This window comes from Paenibacillus sp. RC73 (assembly GCF_044908085.1).
Classification (GTDB): Bacteria; Bacillota; Bacilli; order Paenibacillales; family Paenibacillaceae; genus Paenibacillus; species Paenibacillus terrae_A.
In genome coordinates this window covers 43,713-60,447 of the sequence record NZ_JBIYCV010000010.1, presented here as the reverse complement: position 1 = coordinate 60,447, position 16,735 = coordinate 43,713, and the positions used below count along the sequence as shown (strand labels likewise).

The 16,735-nt window shown below is 49.9% G+C and carries 17 protein-coding genes; 3 read left to right on the top strand and 14 right to left on the bottom strand.

What is annotated here, in order from left to right; all coding sequences use genetic code 11:
• Positions 1 to 124: 124 nt before the first annotated feature.
• Genes phnC through phnE (ABH897_RS21525) form a run of 3 tightly spaced genes read left to right on the top strand, consistent with a single transcriptional unit; the run spans position 125 to position 2,540 of the window.
• Positions 125 to 895: a phosphonate ABC transporter ATP-binding protein gene (phnC, locus tag ABH897_RS21535; protein WP_404592686.1), complete on the top strand. Its 771-nt coding sequence runs from the start codon at positions 125 to 127 to the stop codon at positions 893 to 895.
• Positions 892 to 1,746, top strand: coding sequence for a phosphonate ABC transporter, permease protein PhnE (gene phnE / locus ABH897_RS21530; protein WP_283653370.1), 855 nt, complete (start codon positions 892 to 894; stop codon positions 1,744 to 1,746). Before phnC ends, phnE (ABH897_RS21530) begins: the two co-directional genes overlap by 4 nt.
• Entirely contained in the window at positions 1,743 to 2,540 is a 798-nt protein-coding gene (phnE, locus tag ABH897_RS21525; RefSeq protein WP_283653371.1) for a phosphonate ABC transporter, permease protein PhnE, read from the top strand. Before phnE (ABH897_RS21530) ends, phnE (ABH897_RS21525) begins: the two co-directional genes overlap by 4 nt.
• A 90-nt stretch (positions 2,541 to 2,630) precedes the next feature.
• On the opposite strand, the gene ABH897_RS21520 is transcribed toward phnE (ABH897_RS21525), so the two are convergent.
• The 14 genes from ABH897_RS21520 to ABH897_RS21455 form a co-directional block, all read right to left on the bottom strand.
• Complete coding sequence (locus tag ABH897_RS21520) at positions 2,631 to 3,758, bottom strand: aminotransferase class V-fold PLP-dependent enzyme (protein WP_404581206.1); 1,128 nt, start codon at positions 3,756 to 3,758, stop codon at positions 2,631 to 2,633.
• Between the two features lie 165 nt (positions 3,759 to 3,923).
• Entirely contained in the window at positions 3,924 to 4,799 is an 876-nt protein-coding gene (cysW, locus tag ABH897_RS21515) for a sulfate ABC transporter permease subunit CysW (protein ID WP_283653373.1), read from the bottom strand.
• Positions 4,800 to 4,874: 75 nt separating this feature from the next.
• The gene (gene cysT, locus ABH897_RS21510; protein ID WP_283653374.1) at positions 4,875 to 5,708 is read right to left on the bottom strand and encodes a sulfate ABC transporter permease subunit CysT; all 834 of its coding nucleotides are present in this window, start codon (positions 5,706 to 5,708) and stop codon (positions 4,875 to 4,877) included.
• A gap of 27 nt (positions 5,709 to 5,735) precedes the next feature.
• Positions 5,736 to 6,797 carry a sulfate ABC transporter substrate-binding protein gene (locus tag ABH897_RS21505; RefSeq protein WP_404581205.1) on the bottom strand — a complete coding sequence of 354 codons (1,062 nt, stop codon included), beginning with the start codon at positions 6,795 to 6,797 and terminating at the stop codon, positions 5,736 to 5,738.
• Between the two features lie 372 nt (positions 6,798 to 7,169).
• A complete protein-coding gene (locus ABH897_RS21500; protein ID WP_283653376.1) occupies positions 7,170 to 7,853 on the bottom strand; it encodes a hypothetical protein in 684 nt (227 codons plus the stop codon).
• A gap of 121 nt (positions 7,854 to 7,974) precedes the next feature.
• Positions 7,975 to 8,469 carry a hypothetical protein gene (locus tag ABH897_RS21495; protein WP_283653377.1) on the bottom strand — a complete coding sequence of 165 codons (495 nt, stop codon included), beginning with the start codon at positions 8,467 to 8,469 and terminating at the stop codon, positions 7,975 to 7,977.
• A gap of 63 nt (positions 8,470 to 8,532) precedes the next feature.
• Positions 8,533 to 9,579, bottom strand: coding sequence for a leucine-rich repeat domain-containing protein (locus tag ABH897_RS21490; protein WP_283657327.1), 1,047 nt, complete (start codon positions 9,577 to 9,579; stop codon positions 8,533 to 8,535).
• 112 nt (positions 9,580 to 9,691) lie between these two features.
• Positions 9,692 to 10,882, bottom strand: a complete 1,191-nt coding sequence (locus ABH897_RS21485; RefSeq protein ID WP_404592685.1) for an MFS transporter — start codon at positions 10,880 to 10,882, stop codon at positions 9,692 to 9,694.
• Between the two features lie 47 nt (positions 10,883 to 10,929).
• Complete coding sequence (locus ABH897_RS21480; RefSeq protein ID WP_283653381.1) at positions 10,930 to 11,502, bottom strand: TetR/AcrR family transcriptional regulator; 573 nt, start codon at positions 11,500 to 11,502, stop codon at positions 10,930 to 10,932.
• Between the two features lie 252 nt (positions 11,503 to 11,754).
• Positions 11,755 to 13,056, bottom strand: a complete 1,302-nt coding sequence (locus ABH897_RS21475) for a pyrimidine-nucleoside phosphorylase (protein WP_283653382.1) — start codon at positions 13,054 to 13,056, stop codon at positions 11,755 to 11,757.
• Between the two features lie 32 nt (positions 13,057 to 13,088).
• Positions 13,089 to 13,796, bottom strand: coding sequence for a purine-nucleoside phosphorylase (deoD, locus tag ABH897_RS21470; RefSeq protein ID WP_025686143.1), 708 nt, complete (start codon positions 13,794 to 13,796; stop codon positions 13,089 to 13,091).
• A gap of 54 nt (positions 13,797 to 13,850) precedes the next feature.
• Complete coding sequence (gene deoB, locus ABH897_RS21465) at positions 13,851 to 15,032, bottom strand: phosphopentomutase (RefSeq protein WP_404520750.1); 1,182 nt, start codon at positions 15,030 to 15,032, stop codon at positions 13,851 to 13,853.
• A gap of 32 nt (positions 15,033 to 15,064) precedes the next feature.
• Positions 15,065 to 16,243: a NupC/NupG family nucleoside CNT transporter gene (locus tag ABH897_RS21460; RefSeq protein WP_283653385.1), complete on the bottom strand. Its 1,179-nt coding sequence runs from the start codon at positions 16,241 to 16,243 to the stop codon at positions 15,065 to 15,067.
• Positions 16,244 to 16,320: 77 nt separating this feature from the next.
• Complete coding sequence (locus tag ABH897_RS21455; RefSeq protein ID WP_044644559.1) at positions 16,321 to 16,716, bottom strand: cytidine deaminase; 396 nt, start codon at positions 16,714 to 16,716, stop codon at positions 16,321 to 16,323.
• Between the last annotated feature and the right edge of the window lie 19 nt (positions 16,717 to 16,735).

Below are 16,735 nucleotides of genomic sequence, written 5' to 3'. Positions count from 1 at the left end.
CGCGTAATTGTAATGAGGCAGTAGCTACGAAACAGGCTTTACGAATGACAGGGCAGCACCGTCCATGTATTCATGGCGGTGTTGTTTTCATTCCACCCCATCGGGGGGAGAAAGTTGGGAGCATATGATCGAATTCCGCAATGTATCGAAAACATACCCGAACGGCACCAAAGGGTTGAACAATATTAATCTGACAATTAAAGAGGGCGAAATGGTCGTCATTGTTGGCTTGTCCGGTGCGGGCAAGTCTACTCTGCTGCGTTCCATTAATCGACTGCATGACATTACCTCCGGCGACATTGTCGTGGGCGGCAGGTCTGTCACGTCTGCCGGAAGCAGCGAGCTGCGCCGCATTCGCCGCGATATCGGCATGATCTTTCAAAGCTTCAATCTGGTTAAGCGGTCCACCGTGCTCCGCAATGTACTTTCCGGCCGAGTCGGCTATCATTCGACGCTCAGAACCATTCTTGGCCTCTTTCCGAAGGAGGATGTCGAGCTGGCCCTAACGGCACTGGAACGCGTGAACATCCGCGAAAAGGCCTACAGCCGGGCCGATGAGCTGTCCGGCGGTCAACAGCAGCGCGTATCCATCGCCCGCGCTCTGGCGCAGGAGGCCAAGATTATTCTGGCGGACGAGCCTGTCGCATCGCTTGATCCGCTGACCACCCGCCAGGTCATGGACGACCTCCATCGGATTAATCGTGAAATGCAGATTACGACCATCGTCAATCTGCATTTCATTGATCTGGCGCGCGAATATGCGACGCGGATCATTGGATTGCGTGCCGGAGAGGTCGTCTTTGACGGCACGCCGGAGGAAGCTACGGATGATGCCTTTGCGGAAATCTACGGCCGGGCCATCAAGCATGATGAGCTGCTGGGAGTGGGATCATGAAGCCCGACTCCACTGTCCAGCCGCTCTCTTCGACGCCGCCGTCACCGCAAGCCGGACCGCCGCAGCCATCAAAGCCGACCGCAGGGCCAGCCCTGCCGGGTCGTTACAAGCGTTACGCCACCTGGATGATCTTTATTGTGGTGCTGGTGGCATGCTCCATTCATACGAATGCTACGCCTTACCAGTTGATCGTCGGCTTGCCGGAGATGGGCAAATTGCTGGGCGAAATGTTTCCTCCTGACTGGAGTTACCTGCCTACCATCTGGAAGCCGATGCTGGAAACCATCCAGATTGCCATTGTCGGCACGACACTGGGTGCGTTGCTGGCTATTCCTGTTGCGTTGCTGTGCGCCTACAATGTCATGCCGCGCAAGCTGATCTCGCTGCCGATGCGCACAATCCTGAACCTCGTGCGGACCGTTCCCGATCTGCTGTTTGCCTCCATCTTTGTGGCGGTGTTCGGCATCGGGCCGTTCGCAGGGATGCTCGCCCTGCTCTTCTTCTCCTTCGGCATCATTGCGAAGCTGACGTTCGAGGCCATTGAAGCCATTGATCCCGGCCCGCTGGAAGCCATGACCGCCGTTGGCGCGAGCCGCATTCAGGTGATTGCCTTCGGAGTCGTACCGCAGGCATTGCCCTATTTTGTGTCCTACTTGCTGTACACCTTTGAGGTCAATGTACGTGCGGCCTCTGTTCTGGGGCTGGTCGGCGCGGGCGGTATCGGCCTGCTGCTCGACCGTTCGCTTGGCCTGTTCCGGTATGACCGGGCAAGCATCATCATTCTACTGACCCTCGTCATCGTTTTGGCGATTGATTACGGCAGTAACATGCTACGGAGGAAACTATTATGAATGATTCCACACTTCGCAGACCTCTTCGCTCCAGACTGCGTTTATGGGCGATAGCCATTCTGCTGATCATCATTTATATTTGGGCTTTCCGTGGGATGCAGTTCGAAGGATTGCAGGGAACCGCCAAAAACGTCTCTCTCGCTATACTGGACGGCTTTCTTCATCCTGACTGGTCATTCGTGTACATTCCTGAAGGAGAGGACTTGCTGCGCGGGCTACTGGATACGCTGGTTATCTCCGTTCTCGGAACCTTCGTATCCGCATTTGTCTGTCTTCCGTTTGCCTTCTGGGCATCCAGCAACATGACTCGGTTACGCCCCTTGTCAGGCAGCGGTAAATTTGTACTCAGCGTCATTCGGGTATTTCCTGAAATGATCGTCGCGATCCTGTTCATCAAGGCCGTTGGACCCGGCTCATTCGCGGGTGTGCTTGCCCTCGGTATTCACTCGATCGGCATGCTGGCGAAGCTTTTTTCAGAAACGATCGAAAGCGTCGATCACGGGCCGCAGGAAGCCTTGATCGCCTGTGGTGCCAACCGTTTGCAGGTGATTTTCTTCGCTGTGCTGCCGCAAGTGATTCCACAGTTCCTTTCGTATTCGCTCTACCGTTTTGAAATTAACATCCGTTCCGCAACCACGCTCGGTCTGGTCGGGGCAGGCGGTATCGGTACTCCGCTGCTGTTTGCGCTCCAAATGCGCAACTGGAACCGTGTAGGTGTCATTTTGCTAGGCATTGTGGTCCTGATCATATTAACGGATTTAATTTCCGGCTGGCTGCGCAAGCGGATTGTATAATCAACAAGATTGAAAATGCCAAAAAAGCCTCTCCTGTGTAAAAGGGACAACATTACGCTCCCGTTACGCAGAAGAGGCTTTTTAGATTCATCAAATGGCCGCTACCTCGTCCATCACCCGCCGGATTTCCTCTGCTGTATTGTAAAAATGCGGAGCCACGCGGATCACATCCTTCCGTGCCGAAACGATGATATTTTGTCTTCTCAAGCGCCTCTCAACCGCCGATGCATCGGCTACCTCAACAGCGATGAGGCCAGGTAAAGCTCCTTCCCCGGAAGGCAAACGTATGCTTAACCCTTTGCGGCGGCCATACTCCATAGAAAATTCCAGCAATTCGCTCATATACGCCTGAATGTCCGTGACCCCGATTTCCAGCAGCAGCTTTAAGGCCGCATTGGCGGCAAAGATACTAATGAATGAAGGCAATCCCGTCTCAAAGCGTCGGGCTCCTGCCGCCAGAACCGAGCGTGTAATATCAAACCGGGAAGCGGCTTCCTGTCCGAGCCATCCGGTAAGTTTGGGCTTGAAGCGGTCTATCCAATCGTTGCTTACATAAAGAAAAGCGACTCCCGGAATCCCCAGCATATATTTGCGGGCTCCTGCCACCAGAATATCCACGCCCATCGCTTTTACATCCATAGGTATGATTCCCGCAGACTGATAGGCATCTACAAACAGCAACGCCTGATTTCGGTGAGCCACATCCGCCATAGATTTTAGATCCTGCTGAAATCCGTTGGTGTAGTTCACATGGGACACCATAACAAGTGCAGTGTTTTCGGTAATGTGTTTCTCGTACTGCTGCAAAGTAACCTCACCATGCATGGAGGGGATACAACGAATGTGCTCACGGAATTGGTCCTGCGCTTGCCAGATGTGCCCTACGGTCGGGAAGTCAGTATCTGCGTACACAATACCTTCTTTTCCCGATACATAAGGAAGTGCAGTTGCCACCCTGGCAATCGCCTCGGAGGCTGAGGACAGCACCGCAATCTCGTCAGGCTCCGCCCCGATCAGTTTGGCAAAATGTCCTCTGGCCTCCTCCACCCGTGCCATAGACAAGTCGCCATTATGCCCGTGTTGCAGCAAGCTTCGATGGTATTCCTCGATTGCAGCAGAAACTGGCCTTGATATGGCTCCTTGGGAGCAGCTCCCTAGATGAATATGTGAGGACAGCACTGGAAATAGCTGACGGTAGGACTGAAACGGATGTTTCATAATTCCCTTCGCTCCTCTTGGGCACAGCTGCGTGCCTTGATATGATCATTTTATTATCCATATAAGTCATCTTAGAACAAGGGTCTCCCTTCCCATCTTATCGCCAAACATCGACGATAGACGCGAAGAGAGACCCTGTGGAATCAAGCATGTTCCTGCGTTTCATTAATGAACCCGTTTGCGCCCAAACCAGCTTTTAAGCACTAAGGTGGCGAGAGCCAACAATAACAGCAGCGAGGCCACCGCAAAGGATGCCGAGAATTGATATTCGTTATACAAAATTTCCACATGGAGCGGCAGTGTGTTTGTCTCTCCACGGATATGTCCCGAGACCACGGACACCGCCCCGAATTCACCCATCGCTCTCGCATTACACAAAATAATGCCATACAGCAGACCCCATTTGATATTCGGCAGCGTCACCTTCCAGAAAATACGCCAGCCGCGTGCGCCCAGCGTAACCGCCGCTTCTTCCTCCTGGTGTCCCTGATCCTCCATTAGCGGAATCAGCTCCCGCGCTACAAAAGGAAACGTGATGAACAGCGTCGCCAATATAATGCCCGGCAAGGCAAAAATAATTTTGATATCATGCTCGTCCAGCCACGGCCCAAGCCAGCCCTGTGCGCCGAATACCAACACATACATCAATCCGCCGACGACAGGAGAGATGGCAAAGGGCAAATCAATCAGGGTGACCAGCAGGCCCTTACCACGAAATTGAAACTTTGTAATCAGCCAAGCCGCCGCTACGCCAAATACCGTATTCAACGGTACTGTTATCGCCGCCACCAACAGCGTCAGCCGCAGCGCCGACATGGCGTCCGGGTCGCGTAACGCTTCAACGTATACGCTCCAGCCCTGCTTGAGCGCTTCGGTAAGTACGACGATCAGCGGCAGTACCAGCACCCACAGCAAAGCCAGAAAAGCGGCACCGATCAGCGTCCACTTCACCCAAGGGGCTTCGGTTGTAACCCTGTTGGGCGGTGCAGATGAAGGCACAGATGCATGGGTAAGCTCCTGTCCGGTTATCGCTTGTGACATGATGTTTCTTCCTCCTTAAACAGCGGATATACCGCTATCGTATGAACCAAACGCATACTGTCCTGCGTGATAACGTTAGACAGTACGTCGCCGCGACCAGCGCTGAATGCTGTTAATCACCAGCAGCAGCAGGAATGAAATGACCAACAGCATCAATGCTACCGCCGTAGCTCCGGCATAGTCATTTTGCTCCAGCTTGGACATAATGAGCAGCGGCGCGATCTCGGTCTTCATCGGCATATTGCCGGAAATGAAGACGACTGAGCCATACTCCCCGATGCCACGGGCAAAGGCGAGCGCAAAGCCCGTCAGCAGCGGTGGTATCAGCTCGGGCACAATAACGCTGCGAAAGGTACGCCATCTGCCCGCTCCCAGCGTAGCGGCGACCTCCTCCTCGTCCTTGTCCAGCTCCTCCAGCACGGGCTGGACCGTCCGCACGACGAACGGGATGCCGATAAACATCAGCGCGAGCGTAATACCCGTCTGCGAGTAGGCCATCCTCCAGCCAAGCGGTTCGAACAACGAGCCGATCCAGCCATTTTGCGCATATAGAGCTGTCAAAGCAACACCCGCAACCGCTGTAGGCAATGCAAAGGGCAGATCAATCACCGCATCAAAAATCCGTTTTCCCGGAAATTCATAACGCACCAGCACCCAGGCGATCAGAAAACCGAGGAACAGGTCAATCAGCGCCGCAGCGGCAGCGCACAAAAAGCTTACCTTGTAAGAAGCCAGTACCCTGACGTCAGTCGCCACATCCCAAAACTTCTCCCACGTCAATCCGGTTGAGTTCAGAAGCAGCGCCGATAAAGGCACCAGCACCACCAGACTGAGGTACAGCACACTATATCCCATCGTTAACCCGAACCCGGGAAGTACGCGTTTTCGGGTGACTTGCACTTGACTCATGTTCTGTCCATCCCTCTCTGAAATCCATTAACTTCCAGGTACATAAATTTGGTCAAAGATGCCCTTGTCGCTAAAATGCTTTTGCTGCGTCTCCTTCCACGTTCCGAATACATCCTTCAAGGTCACCAGTTCCAGCTTGGGAAATTGATCCTTGAACTTCGCCTTTACGCTATCCAGCGTTGGACGATAATAGTTCTCGGCAGCAATGGTTTGCCCCTCTTCGCTGTACAAATATTTCAAGTACGCATCCGCTACCTCTCGTGTACCTTTTTTATCCACAACCTTATCGACCACCGCTACCGGAGGCTCGGCCAAAATGCTGATCGACGGGTATACGATATCGAATTTATCCGTACCCAGCTCCTTCACGGAAAGCAGCGCTTCATTTTCCCAAGCGATCAGTACATCACCAATTCCGCGCTCCACAAAGGTCGTTGTCGCTCCACGCGCACCGCTGTCCAGTACCGGCACATGTTTGTACAGCTCCTGTACAAACTGCTGGGCTTTAGCTTCATCGTTATTGTTTTTCTTGAGCGCATAGGCCCATGCCGCAAGGTAGTTCCAGCGGGCTCCACCTGACGTCTTGGGGTTCGGCGTAATAACCTGCACATCACCCCGGATCAGATCGTCCCAGTCTTTAATCCCTTTCGGATTACCTTTACGCACCAACAGCACAATGGTTGAAGTGTATGGAGAGCTATTATGCTCATATTTATCCTGCCATCCCTCTTTAATCAGCCCTTTTTCCTGTAACGCATCAATATCGTAGCCCAGAGCCAGAGTAACTACGTCCGCATCCAGCCCGTCCTGCACAGAACGGCTTTGTTTACCAGATCCTCCATGAGATTGCTTGATCGTAACCTTCTGCCCTTTCTCCTTCTCCCAGTGAGCGGCAAACGCCTTGTTATACGCCTCATACAGCTCACGGGTCGGATCATAAGAAACATTGAGCAGCTCCACATCTTTGGAACCCGCAGCAGAGCTGCCATTCGCCTGTGTTTCTCCTTTGCTTGCTCCGCAAGCACTTAACGTCAACGTCAAAACCAAAGATAGCCCGAGAATAAGTCCACTTTTCCATTTCCCTTTCATCAAAACCCTCCTAATTCTATGTAATTAATAAAAACAAATTCATTTACGCCTGTTATTGACAGACGTATCCAAAAAAAAGAGCGGAGAATTCCCTGATGCAGCCCTGATAGGTCAAACCTGTCGCTTGGACAGTGTCTGCCTGCTGTTCCTAGAGGTTCTCCGCCACAATGGCGAGATCATACTTTAATACTTTAATTCTTTAATTCCTACCTGTTTAATGAGTTATGTAGATATAATACGAGAGTTTATGAGCGTTGTCAAACCTTTTTTTGGGATGGATGATCTGTGCTTCGCTTCCTTCAGGGGATAAAAGTCAGGAACAACAGGATGTTCCCGACTGCTTACAGGCTATTTTCACACACGAGGTACTGCTTAATTGGCGACCGTTTCAAGATTGACTGAAAAAACTCCAAAAAGCTTCGGATTGTTTGTATCTCTTCTCAACCACAGCTCGCCTGAGCCAACCATGACTCCCTGATAATTGACAAACAAGTCGTCTGTCTTTTGATTCACCAACGCTTCACGAATTGCGTCCGTAAAAATCTGATCGTACTTGGCAATGAACTCTTTCTTATTCGGAATTGTTAGTGCCTTTTCACTGTCGTTGACGCGCAGAGGATAGAAAATGTAATTGGCCACCTTTTCCTTGTCATTGTCGGCAACAGCCTTCTGCAACGCTTTGAACGTGTTCAAAAACGCCTTAGGGTCCTGAATACCTGCTACCTCAAAAGGATTGTGGGATGGATTGGCGGATTTTGGGGAGGAAGAAACATCCGATGAAGTAGCCGGGGCCGATGGACTTGACTTTTCCGCTTCATTTCCGTTGTTTTCCGCACTCTCGCTCTCTTTCGCTACTTTTTCATTTGGGGCTGAACCACTACGATCCGCATCAGCTCCATGCTCTATCGCACTTGTATTGCTTCCGGTCTCGACGGTTTCAGCATTCTTATCCTGGCCGCAGCCAGCGAGAGCTACAAATGTAAGTGTAAGTAAAATGGCTGTGAGTGACAGCCTCCGTGACATTTTCTGATTACCGTATTCTTGGTTTTTGGGCACAACGGGTCATCCTTTCTGCTTCTGCTTTCTGCTCTGACCTATTCTGTTCATTAAGTCTTCAACCGTTCTATTGTAACATAAGTAGGCTAATGACCGCATGTCGTGCCCATATGGAAGGAGCTTACAGTGTAATATAAGCGAACGTTTTCACTGATCCTTTGGAGCCATCGTCCGTATTTACATCCAAAATCAGCTCAGTTGTGGAATCCTTCGTTGCTTCATTTTGTTCCTCCGGCTTTACCAACAACAGATCATGCCGTTCTCCCGGCTGCAACGTTCGGCTGGAAAATCCATCTGTCTGACCTGACAAGCCTGACGTACCCGCGCTTTTAAGCTTATATCGTATAGGTTGCTTCCCTGTATTCTTGATGCTGATATACAGCTTCCGTCCCTCTTCAAATGTAAAGTTCGTATGAGCAGGCCCCTCAAATTGCATCTCCTGATCATGTACAATGCGCTTCGTTACGCCCCCTTGCTCATTCTGCACACTTAACGGAGCAGCCGGGTGCACCACACTCGCCGTTGATGTAGTATGCGTAGTCGTCGATAAGTTGGCAAAAGCGGCATACCCCACAATTGCCCCTGCGACCCCCATCCAAACCCACTTATCTACCATTTCATTTCCTCCTTTATAGAAATATGTTGAATCCTAAACGATATAAGCCATTTTCCATACCATTTAGTCGTCGCCGTGATTACACAGATGGAACGGCTTATCTTCCACAAGAAAACGATCCAGCCAGGTCATTTTGAATATAAAATCGGGGGCAGATTCAATCAATCCGTTCACAACATTTAAGGAGCGCAGATTTTTCAGATTTTGTATTTCAGGGGGCAGTGTACGAATTCCGCTATATTGTATATCCAAATACTCCAACTGTTGTAGCTCTCCTATCTCAGGCGGCAAATGCCGGAATGACAACTCATCCTTGGGAATCACCTTGTAATCCGGTGCTGGACGGTCATAGCTCCCACAAGCGATATTCAAGCTTTGGAGTCGGGTTAGCTTGGCAATGTTGGCTGGTAGCTCTTCCAGATCCGCTACTTGTATCGTCAGTGACTCCAAGGATTCCAATTCGAACAAAGCTGGAGGTAATGATCGTATATCCTGCTCGAAGATGGTCAGATGCTGCAAAGAATACAATTCTCTGATCCGTTCCGGTATCTCCGTCAAAGCAAACCCCATCAACTCCAACCGATCTGGCTGATGCCGAATGGCATCGTTCAGAAAAGCATCTATATCCCGATGCTCAGGCTTGTGAATGAACACACCGGGGATAAGCTCCTCCAATGCAGCGACCTCTTCTCTACCCATGTTCAGTCTGCCTATTCGCTCGTGAGCAACGTTGATGATCCAATCCTCTCCTTCGGCATTCTGGAAACACAAATCCTCAGGTACTTTCGGATGCATCCAGGAAAACAAGCTGGACGCCGCTCGCTTTAACAGCTCCCCCGCCGCCGGCGTGCATTGGTATCGATAGAACGTTCCTTGTGTGTAGGCTACAGCATGTTTTCCTCTCATCTCCTCATAGGAATGCGTTGACAGCAAAAATGGATTCAATTGCTGTAACAGTTCCTTGAACATGATAGTCGTGTCGAAATCAATACCCATGTCCTCTGTCTCCCATTCATGTACGCCTAGCATAAAAGTGTCCGCTCGTTCCATAGCATAATCAATCAGCCGTTCATAGGCCGTTCCCCGGACATCGCTGTATAATTCGAACATGTCTCTCCCCCTCTATGATGCCCTTCTGCCTTACTATACAAAAAACCGAACTCATATCTATTATGAGTCCGGCTGTCATATTTTTCAAACTTGATCCAAGGCATCTATGCGCTTATACGTTCAGCGTGTTACGGGACTTTTTCTTATCCAATACACTATAAACCACAAATATAATTAAATATGCCGCAATCAGGAGAGTGGAGAACAAATACATCGTTTTATAGGAGGTTAATCCCGCAACCATACCCAAAATCAAAGAGCCTCCCCCGATGCCCAAATCGAAGAAATTATAAAACGAACCCACGGCATCCTCTCGCTCATCTTCTCCGACCACACTGATGGCCCAAGCCTGCAAAGCCGGGAAAATAGCTCCAAAGCTCAAGCCATACAGCACAGCAGCGACCAAAAATTGCAATTCCGTCCGCGATGAGGCCACCATGATAATGGCGGCGATAAGCACAACCCCTGCGGGAATCAGGATATAAGCCGGGCCTTTGGTATCAAAAATTTTACCGGACACCAGTCGGACGAGGAAGCTTGCCATAGCCACCGTAAAGAAGAACCATGCTACGTTGGTAAATCCCTGCTCCTTGGCAAATAAGGCCACGAAAGACATCACTCCACCTGCCACTACGCCGACCAGCAGTACAAGACAGGATTGCAGCAGCACTTTTTTTTCAAATAATTTGAGTGGAACCTTCGTTTTTTCCTTCGTTGTATCTGCACTCGTCGGTTGAACAGAATGGCGACGAGCCAATACGATCATAGCAAGAGCTAGCAGCATAATGACAGCGCCCATGGAAAACAGTCCGTTAAAGCCCGCTGCATGCAGCATCCATATGCCAATCAACGGCCCCACGGAGATCGCTACCGTCTCACCTACGCCAAAATAGCCCATTCCTTCTCCCATACGATGAGAAGGCAATTCATCCGAGGCAGAAGTCGCATATAGAGTACTAGCAATACCAAATCCAAAGCCATGCACCAGCCGGAACACCAGCAACAGCAGCAAACTGGTGGAAAACATGTAGCTGCCCGTGGCAAGTATACAAATCGCCACCCCGATAATGAGAACATACTTCCTGTCCATAAGCTGGATCAGCTTACCAGAAAATGGACGAATGAATATCGCTGAGCACACAAACACACCTGTCACCAGGCCGATCTGTGACGGACTACCACCAAGACTTTCCACAAACAGCGGCAGCGTCGGCAAAAGCATTTCGAATGCCATGAATAATATAGCATTGGAAATCATCAAAAGTATAAAGTTTCTGGACCAAAAGCTTTCCTTCACAGACACACTTCTCTTCCCCCAATAAAATTATGTTGACTCAAATGCCTGGATGCTCAGGCCTGAATCAAGCCATGCCAGTAAATATCCCAAGAGCTTTCCAGACGCGGATCAAAATCGGCGGTACCGTTATACACCAGCTCTACCAGCATGCCTTCGATCAAATTCATATAAGCTGTTGCAGCGGATCGAGCTGGAACACGAAGCTTAACCGATGTTTCGGCTGCCAGCCGCTCATATACCAAGCTGGTTTTATGCTCTACATAGCGTGTGACCAGGGCCTGAACCTGGGCTTCCAGCGTAGACGGAATTAGAAAGCCGACATACAGGATCAAACGCAAATTCATGGCGCTCTCATAGCGTTCCTTAAATTCAATGATTAACCCTCGCAGGACAGCTTCAAGGGACTGTTCGGATTGATCTTGAAAATAACGATCCAGCTCCAAAATCTCCTGATCCACCGCATCCGCAAATATATCCAAAAATAAATCGTCCTTGCTTTTAAAATGAGCATAAATCGACTGCTTCTTAATCCCTACCTCATCAGCAATCAGTTGCAGGGAGGCCGCATCGTATCCCTTTCTCGCAAATTGCTGCAAGCCAGCCGCTTTAATTTTCTGCAGTGTCATGTTCTTCCTCCAATAACCTTACGAACGGTCGTCAGTTTGTAGGTTCAGTATAGTACCCTCACTGGACATTGACAATAGCATTTTTTCCTTTCGGCTTAAAATAGCTCCGCTCATCCTTTCTTTTCATCATTGAAATTCCTTGTTGTTTGGTTAACCAAAGCGGGAGCTACAAAAGCCGGAAGCCCTCTAACTGAGGGTCTCCGGCTCGATAACCACGATATCTATTACAACCTTATGAGTACGGCTTAACGCTTACTCTGTCACCGTTCCGTAGATCAGTACGGGAGCTTCGGCGTGATCCGCAATGCGGATGTTCGCGTAAATTTTCTCCAGCACTTGGGCTACATCTTCACGGTTGGCATGAATGGTAACCAGTGAATCGCCCACTTTTACAGCATCGCCGACCTTTTTGTTCAGCATCAGGCCGACAGCCAGATCAATCTCGGATTCTTTGGTTGCGCGTCCTGCTCCAAGCAGCATCGCAGCCGTACCGATTTCGTCAGCCACGATTTCAGCGACCACACCATCCTGCTTCGCAGGTACTTCAATAAGATACTGTGCTTGTGGCAAGCGTTCTGGATGATCCACAACCGAAGCGTCACCGCCCTGGTTTGCAATAAACTCTTTGAATTTCTCCAGCGCTTTGCCGTTGCGAATGACTTCTTTGAGCTTCTCTTCGGCGTCTTCGAGGGAATTGGCTTTGCCAGCCAAAAATACCATCTGACTGCCCAAGGACATACACAGCTCTTCCAGATCCTTTGGTCCTTGACCGCGAAGTGTATCAATCGCTTCTTTGACTTCCAGCGAGTTACCAATGGCAAGACCCAGCGGCTGACTCATATCGGAAATGACAGCCATCGTTTTGCGGCCGACGTTGTTACCGATGCTTACCATCGCGTGTGCCAGTTCTTTGGCATCATCGACGGTTTTCATGAACGCACCTGCACCTGTCTTCACATCGAGTACGATGGCATCAGAACCGGCAGCGATTTTTTTACTCATAATCGAGCTGGCAATCAGCGGAATCGAGTTTACCGTAGCGGTAACATCACGCAGCGCATACAGCTTTTTGTCCGCAGGTGTCAGGTTGCCGCTTTGTCCAATGACCGCAATTTTGCTGCGATTGACCAGATCCACGAATTCGTCCTTACTGATTTCTACGTGGAAGCCTGCAATAGCCTCCAACTTATCAATCGTTCCTCCGGTATGTCCAAGGCCGCGACCTGACATTTTCGCTACCGGAATATCCAAAGCCGCTACGAGCGGAGCCAGCACCAGCGTTGTCGTATCACCCACACCGCCAGTAGAATGCTTATCGACCTTCACGCCTTCAATCGCGGACAGATCAATTGTGTCACCTGAATGAACCATTGCCATCGTCAGATCCGCGCGTTCGCGCTCGGTCATATCTTTGAAGAAAATGGACATCGCTAACGCACTCACCTGATAGTCAGGAATTTCCCCCTGCGTGTAGCCCTGGATAATAAAATTTATTTCCTCGGTGGTCAGTTCTTTTCCATCACGCTTTTTCTCGATCAAGTCTACCATTCTCATATGTCATTTCTCCTCACTGTGCGTATGATCGTTTACAGGGATATTGCTGTATCCAGGGCAACTTCCATCATTTCTTTAAAGGTCGTTTGCCGTTCTTCCGCTGTCGTTTCTTCACCCGTCAGCAAATGATCGCTTACCGTCAGAATCGTCAACGCGTTTACGCCAAATTTGGCTGCCAGCGTGTACAATGCCGAAGTCTCCATCTCGACACCCAGTACGCCGTATTCCATCAGCTTTTGTGTAATTGATTTGTCATCACGATAAAAGCTGTCCGAGCTGAACACGTTACCGACATGCATTTTTAAGCCCTTGGCAACACCGCGATCATAAGCGCCCTTTAATAAAGGGAAGCTGGCAATCGGCGAATAGTCGTAGCCGCCAAAAATATGGCGGTTCATGCCGGAATCCGTGCAAGAAGCCTGTGCCAAAATAACGTCACGAACGTGTACATGCTCCTTCATCCCGCCACATGTACCTACGCGGAACAAGTTTTTCACACCGTACTCACTAATGAGCTCATTGACATAAATACTGATGGACGGCAGTCCCATTCCGGTTCCCTGTACAGACAGGCGTTTGCCCTGATACGTTCCCGTAAATCCGAGCATTCCGCGTACCTCGTTGTAGCAGGTCACGTCTTCCAGATACGTTTCAGCAATAAATTTCGCCCGCAACGGGTCTCCAGGCAGCAGAATCGTTTCTGCAATCTCTCCTGGTTTGGCTCCAATGTGTACACTCATGTTTTTTATTCCTCCGTCCCATTTGTCCGAGCTTAATCCTGATTCTAATTCCGATTATTGAAGCTCTGCCAAAAAGCTCGTTCCGTGTTCAGGCAGCTTCACACCAAAGTTATCCGCTACCGTCGCTCCGATATCCGCAAACGTTTTACGTACCGCAAGCTCCTTGCCTCCAGCTGCAAAACGTGGGGAGTACACCAACAGAGGCACATATTCACGTGTATGATCCGTTCCCCGATACGTCGGGTCATTCCCGTGGTCTGCGGTGATAATCAGCAGATCTTCATCCGTCATTTTAGCGAATACCTCCGGCAGACGGGCATCATAATCGTCCAAAGCCTGACCATATCCCTGCGGATCACGGCGATGACCATATACGGCATCAAAGTCGACCAGATTCAAGAAGCTTAACCCGGTAAAATCTTCATCCAGCGTAGTCACCAGCTTATCCATACCGTCCATATTAGACACGGTGCGCACTGCTTTCGTAACACCCTCGCCGTCATAAATGTCGGAGATTTTACCCAATGCGATCACATCCAGACCTGCATCCTTCAACTCGTTCATTGTGGTACGACCAAACGGCTTGAGCGCATAATCATGGCGATTGGAGGTGCGGGAGAAGTTCCCAGCCTCTCCTACGAACGGACGCGCAATAATCCGGCCCAGCATGTACGGGTCTTCCAGCGTGATTTTACGACAGAACTCGCAAATCTCATAAAGCTCCTTCAAAGGTACAACTTCCTCATGCGCCGCAATTTGCAGCACCGAATCCGCCGATGTATAGATGATGAGCGCTCCTGTTTTCACATGTTCCTCGCCCAGCTCGTCAATGATTTCCGTTCCGCTGGCAGGCTTGTTGCCGATGACTTTGCGGCCCGTATGCTCCTCAATGCGCTGAATCAGCTCATCCGGAAAACCATCAGGGAATACGCGGAAAGGAACCGCAATATTCAAGCCCATGATTTCCCAGTGTCCGGTCATTGTATCCTTACCGTTGGACGCTTCCTGCATTTTGGTGTAATACGCCAAAGGTTGCTCAGCGGCTTGCACCCCTTCAATAGAACGAATATTGGACAGACCGAGCTTACCCATATTCGGCATGTTCAGACCGCCGCGTTCGCGGGCAATATGACCCAGTGTATCTACATCGTAATCATCAAACTGGGCAGCATCCGGCGCTTCGCCGATCCCCACAGAGTCCATAACAACCAAGTGAATCCGTTTGAATTTAGACATGATGAAATTCCTTTCCTAACTCGCTGTTTTTTTTACAAAAACAACCCTGCAATCGTTGCCGACAGCACGCTAACCAGCGTCGCGCCGTACAACAGCTTCAGACCAAAGCGGGCCACCACATTCCCCTGCTTCTCATGCAGACCCTTCACAGCCCCGGAAATGATACCGATGGACGAGAAGTTTGCAAAAGATACGAGGAACACCGATACGATCCCGATTGTGCGATCCGACAAGCCCGTTTGCTTGGTCAGATCCAGCATCGCCACAAATTCGTTAGACACGAGCTTGGTGGCCATAATGCTGCCCGCCTGAACCGCTTCGCTCCATGGAATCCCCATGACAAAAGCGATAGGCGCAAACACATAACCAAGCAAGGATTGAAAGCTTATTCCAAGCGCCCAGGAGAAAATCCCGTTAACCATGGCAATCAGCGCCACAAAACCGATCAGCATCGCAGCTACCGTAATGGCGACTTTGAAACCGTCCATAATATACTCCCCGAGCATTTCGAAGAAGGACTGCTTCTCTTCCTCCTGAACCTCCAGCAAATCATCTTCCTTCTCAATCTTGTACGGATTAATAATCGAAGAGATAATAAAGCCGCCGAACAGGTTCAACACCAAAGCAGTAACCACATATTTGGGGTTCAACATTTGCATGTAGGCTCCCACAATCGACATGGACACCGTAGACATCGCAGACGCACACAGCGTATATAGTCGATGCTTCGGCAGGAGACCAATTTGCTTTTTAACGGAAATAAACACCTCGGATTGACCCAGAATAGCCGAAGCTACAGCGTTGTAGGATTCCAGTTTACCCATTCCGTTTACTTTGCTCAAGACAAGCCCGATATATTTAATAATAAAAGGCAGCACTTTTACATATTGCAAAATCCCAATCAGCGCGGATATGAACACGATTGGCAGCAATACACCGATAAAGAACGGCGCCGCTCCTTCATTCGCAATCCCGCCGAATACAAAGTTAATTCCTTCCATAGCATATCCAATCAGACTATTAAACCCTTTTGCAAAACCTTTGACCAGAATTTCACCAATCTCTGTATGCAGCAATACAAAAGCAAGTGCCGCCTGCAATACAACCATTACCACCAACGGACGATACCTGATTTTACGTTTGTCACTGCTGGCAACGTAAGTAAGTGCAAATACAACAAGCAGTCCCACCAGAGCAATTACATATTTCATTTTATTTTCCCCCTCATTACATTAAGCGCTTACATTACCCATAAAAAGAATGCGCCCCGAAAGAGGCATTCTTTTTTTTATTTCCCCAGATCGGCAGGTCGAAAAGCACCCGGCAGTAGTTGGTCCACCGTCCACTCTTCCGTGTTGCCATGAAGGTTGGTCAGATACACTTTGGTATCTGGTTGAGCAAATTCGGAAATCACCTGACGACAGGCTCCGCATGGAGACACAGGCCCTTCCGTATCTGCTACAATCGCAATGGCATCAATTTTACGGCAGCCTTCGGATACCATTTTAAAAATCGCTGTCCGTTCCGCACAATTGCATAAGCCGTAGGAGGCATTTTCCACATTACATCCTCGATAAATCGTGCCATCGCTTCCGAGAACCGCAGCACCGACCTGAAAATTCGAGTACGGAATATATGCCTGTTTACGCGCCTCAAGCGCTTCCTGAATCAATTGATCCTTCATCGCGAATCCCTCCATGACT

What these genes read in the sequence shown, in the direction of transcription:
- phnC (WP_404592686.1), top strand. Translation starts at nt 125, where the DNA reads ATGATCGAATTCCGCAATGTATCGAAAACATACCCGAACGGCACCAAA.
- phnE (WP_283653370.1), top strand. Translation starts at nt 892, where the DNA reads ATGAAGCCCGACTCCACTGTCCAGCCGCTCTCTTCGACGCCGCCGTCA.
- phnE (WP_283653371.1), top strand. Translation starts at nt 1,743, where the DNA reads ATGAATGATTCCACACTTCGCAGACCTCTTCGCTCCAGACTGCGTTTA.
- ABH897_RS21520 (WP_404581206.1), bottom strand. Translation starts at nt 3,758, where the DNA reads ATGAAACATCCGTTTCAGTCCTACCGTCAGCTATTTCCAGTGCTGTCC.
- cysW (WP_283653373.1), bottom strand. Translation starts at nt 4,799, where the DNA reads ATGTCACAAGCGATAACCGGACAGGAGCTTACCCATGCATCTGTGCCT.
- cysT (WP_283653374.1), bottom strand. Translation starts at nt 5,708, where the DNA reads ATGAGTCAAGTGCAAGTCACCCGAAAACGCGTACTTCCCGGGTTCGGG.
- ABH897_RS21505 (WP_404581205.1), bottom strand. Translation starts at nt 6,797, where the DNA reads ATGAAAGGGAAATGGAAAAGTGGACTTATTCTCGGGCTATCTTTGGTT.
- ABH897_RS21495 (WP_283653377.1), bottom strand. Translation starts at nt 8,469, where the DNA reads ATGGTAGATAAGTGGGTTTGGATGGGGGTCGCAGGGGCAATTGTGGGG.
- ABH897_RS21490 (WP_283657327.1), bottom strand. Translation starts at nt 9,579, where the DNA reads ATGTTCGAATTATACAGCGATGTCCGGGGAACGGCCTATGAACGGCTG.
- ABH897_RS21480 (WP_283653381.1), bottom strand. Translation starts at nt 11,502, where the DNA reads ATGACACTGCAGAAAATTAAAGCGGCTGGCTTGCAGCAATTTGCGAGA.
- ABH897_RS21475 (WP_283653382.1), bottom strand. Translation starts at nt 13,056, where the DNA reads ATGAGAATGGTAGACTTGATCGAGAAAAAGCGTGATGGAAAAGAACTG.
- deoD (WP_025686143.1), bottom strand. Translation starts at nt 13,796, where the DNA reads ATGAGTGTACACATTGGAGCCAAACCAGGAGAGATTGCAGAAACGATT.
- deoB (WP_404520750.1), bottom strand. Translation starts at nt 15,032, where the DNA reads ATGTCTAAATTCAAACGGATTCACTTGGTTGTTATGGACTCTGTGGGG.
- ABH897_RS21460 (WP_283653385.1), bottom strand. Translation starts at nt 16,243, where the DNA reads ATGAAATATGTAATTGCTCTGGTGGGACTGCTTGTTGTATTTGCACTT.
- ABH897_RS21455 (WP_044644559.1), bottom strand. Translation starts at nt 16,716, where the DNA reads ATGAAGGATCAATTGATTCAGGAAGCGCTTGAGGCGCGTAAACAGGCA.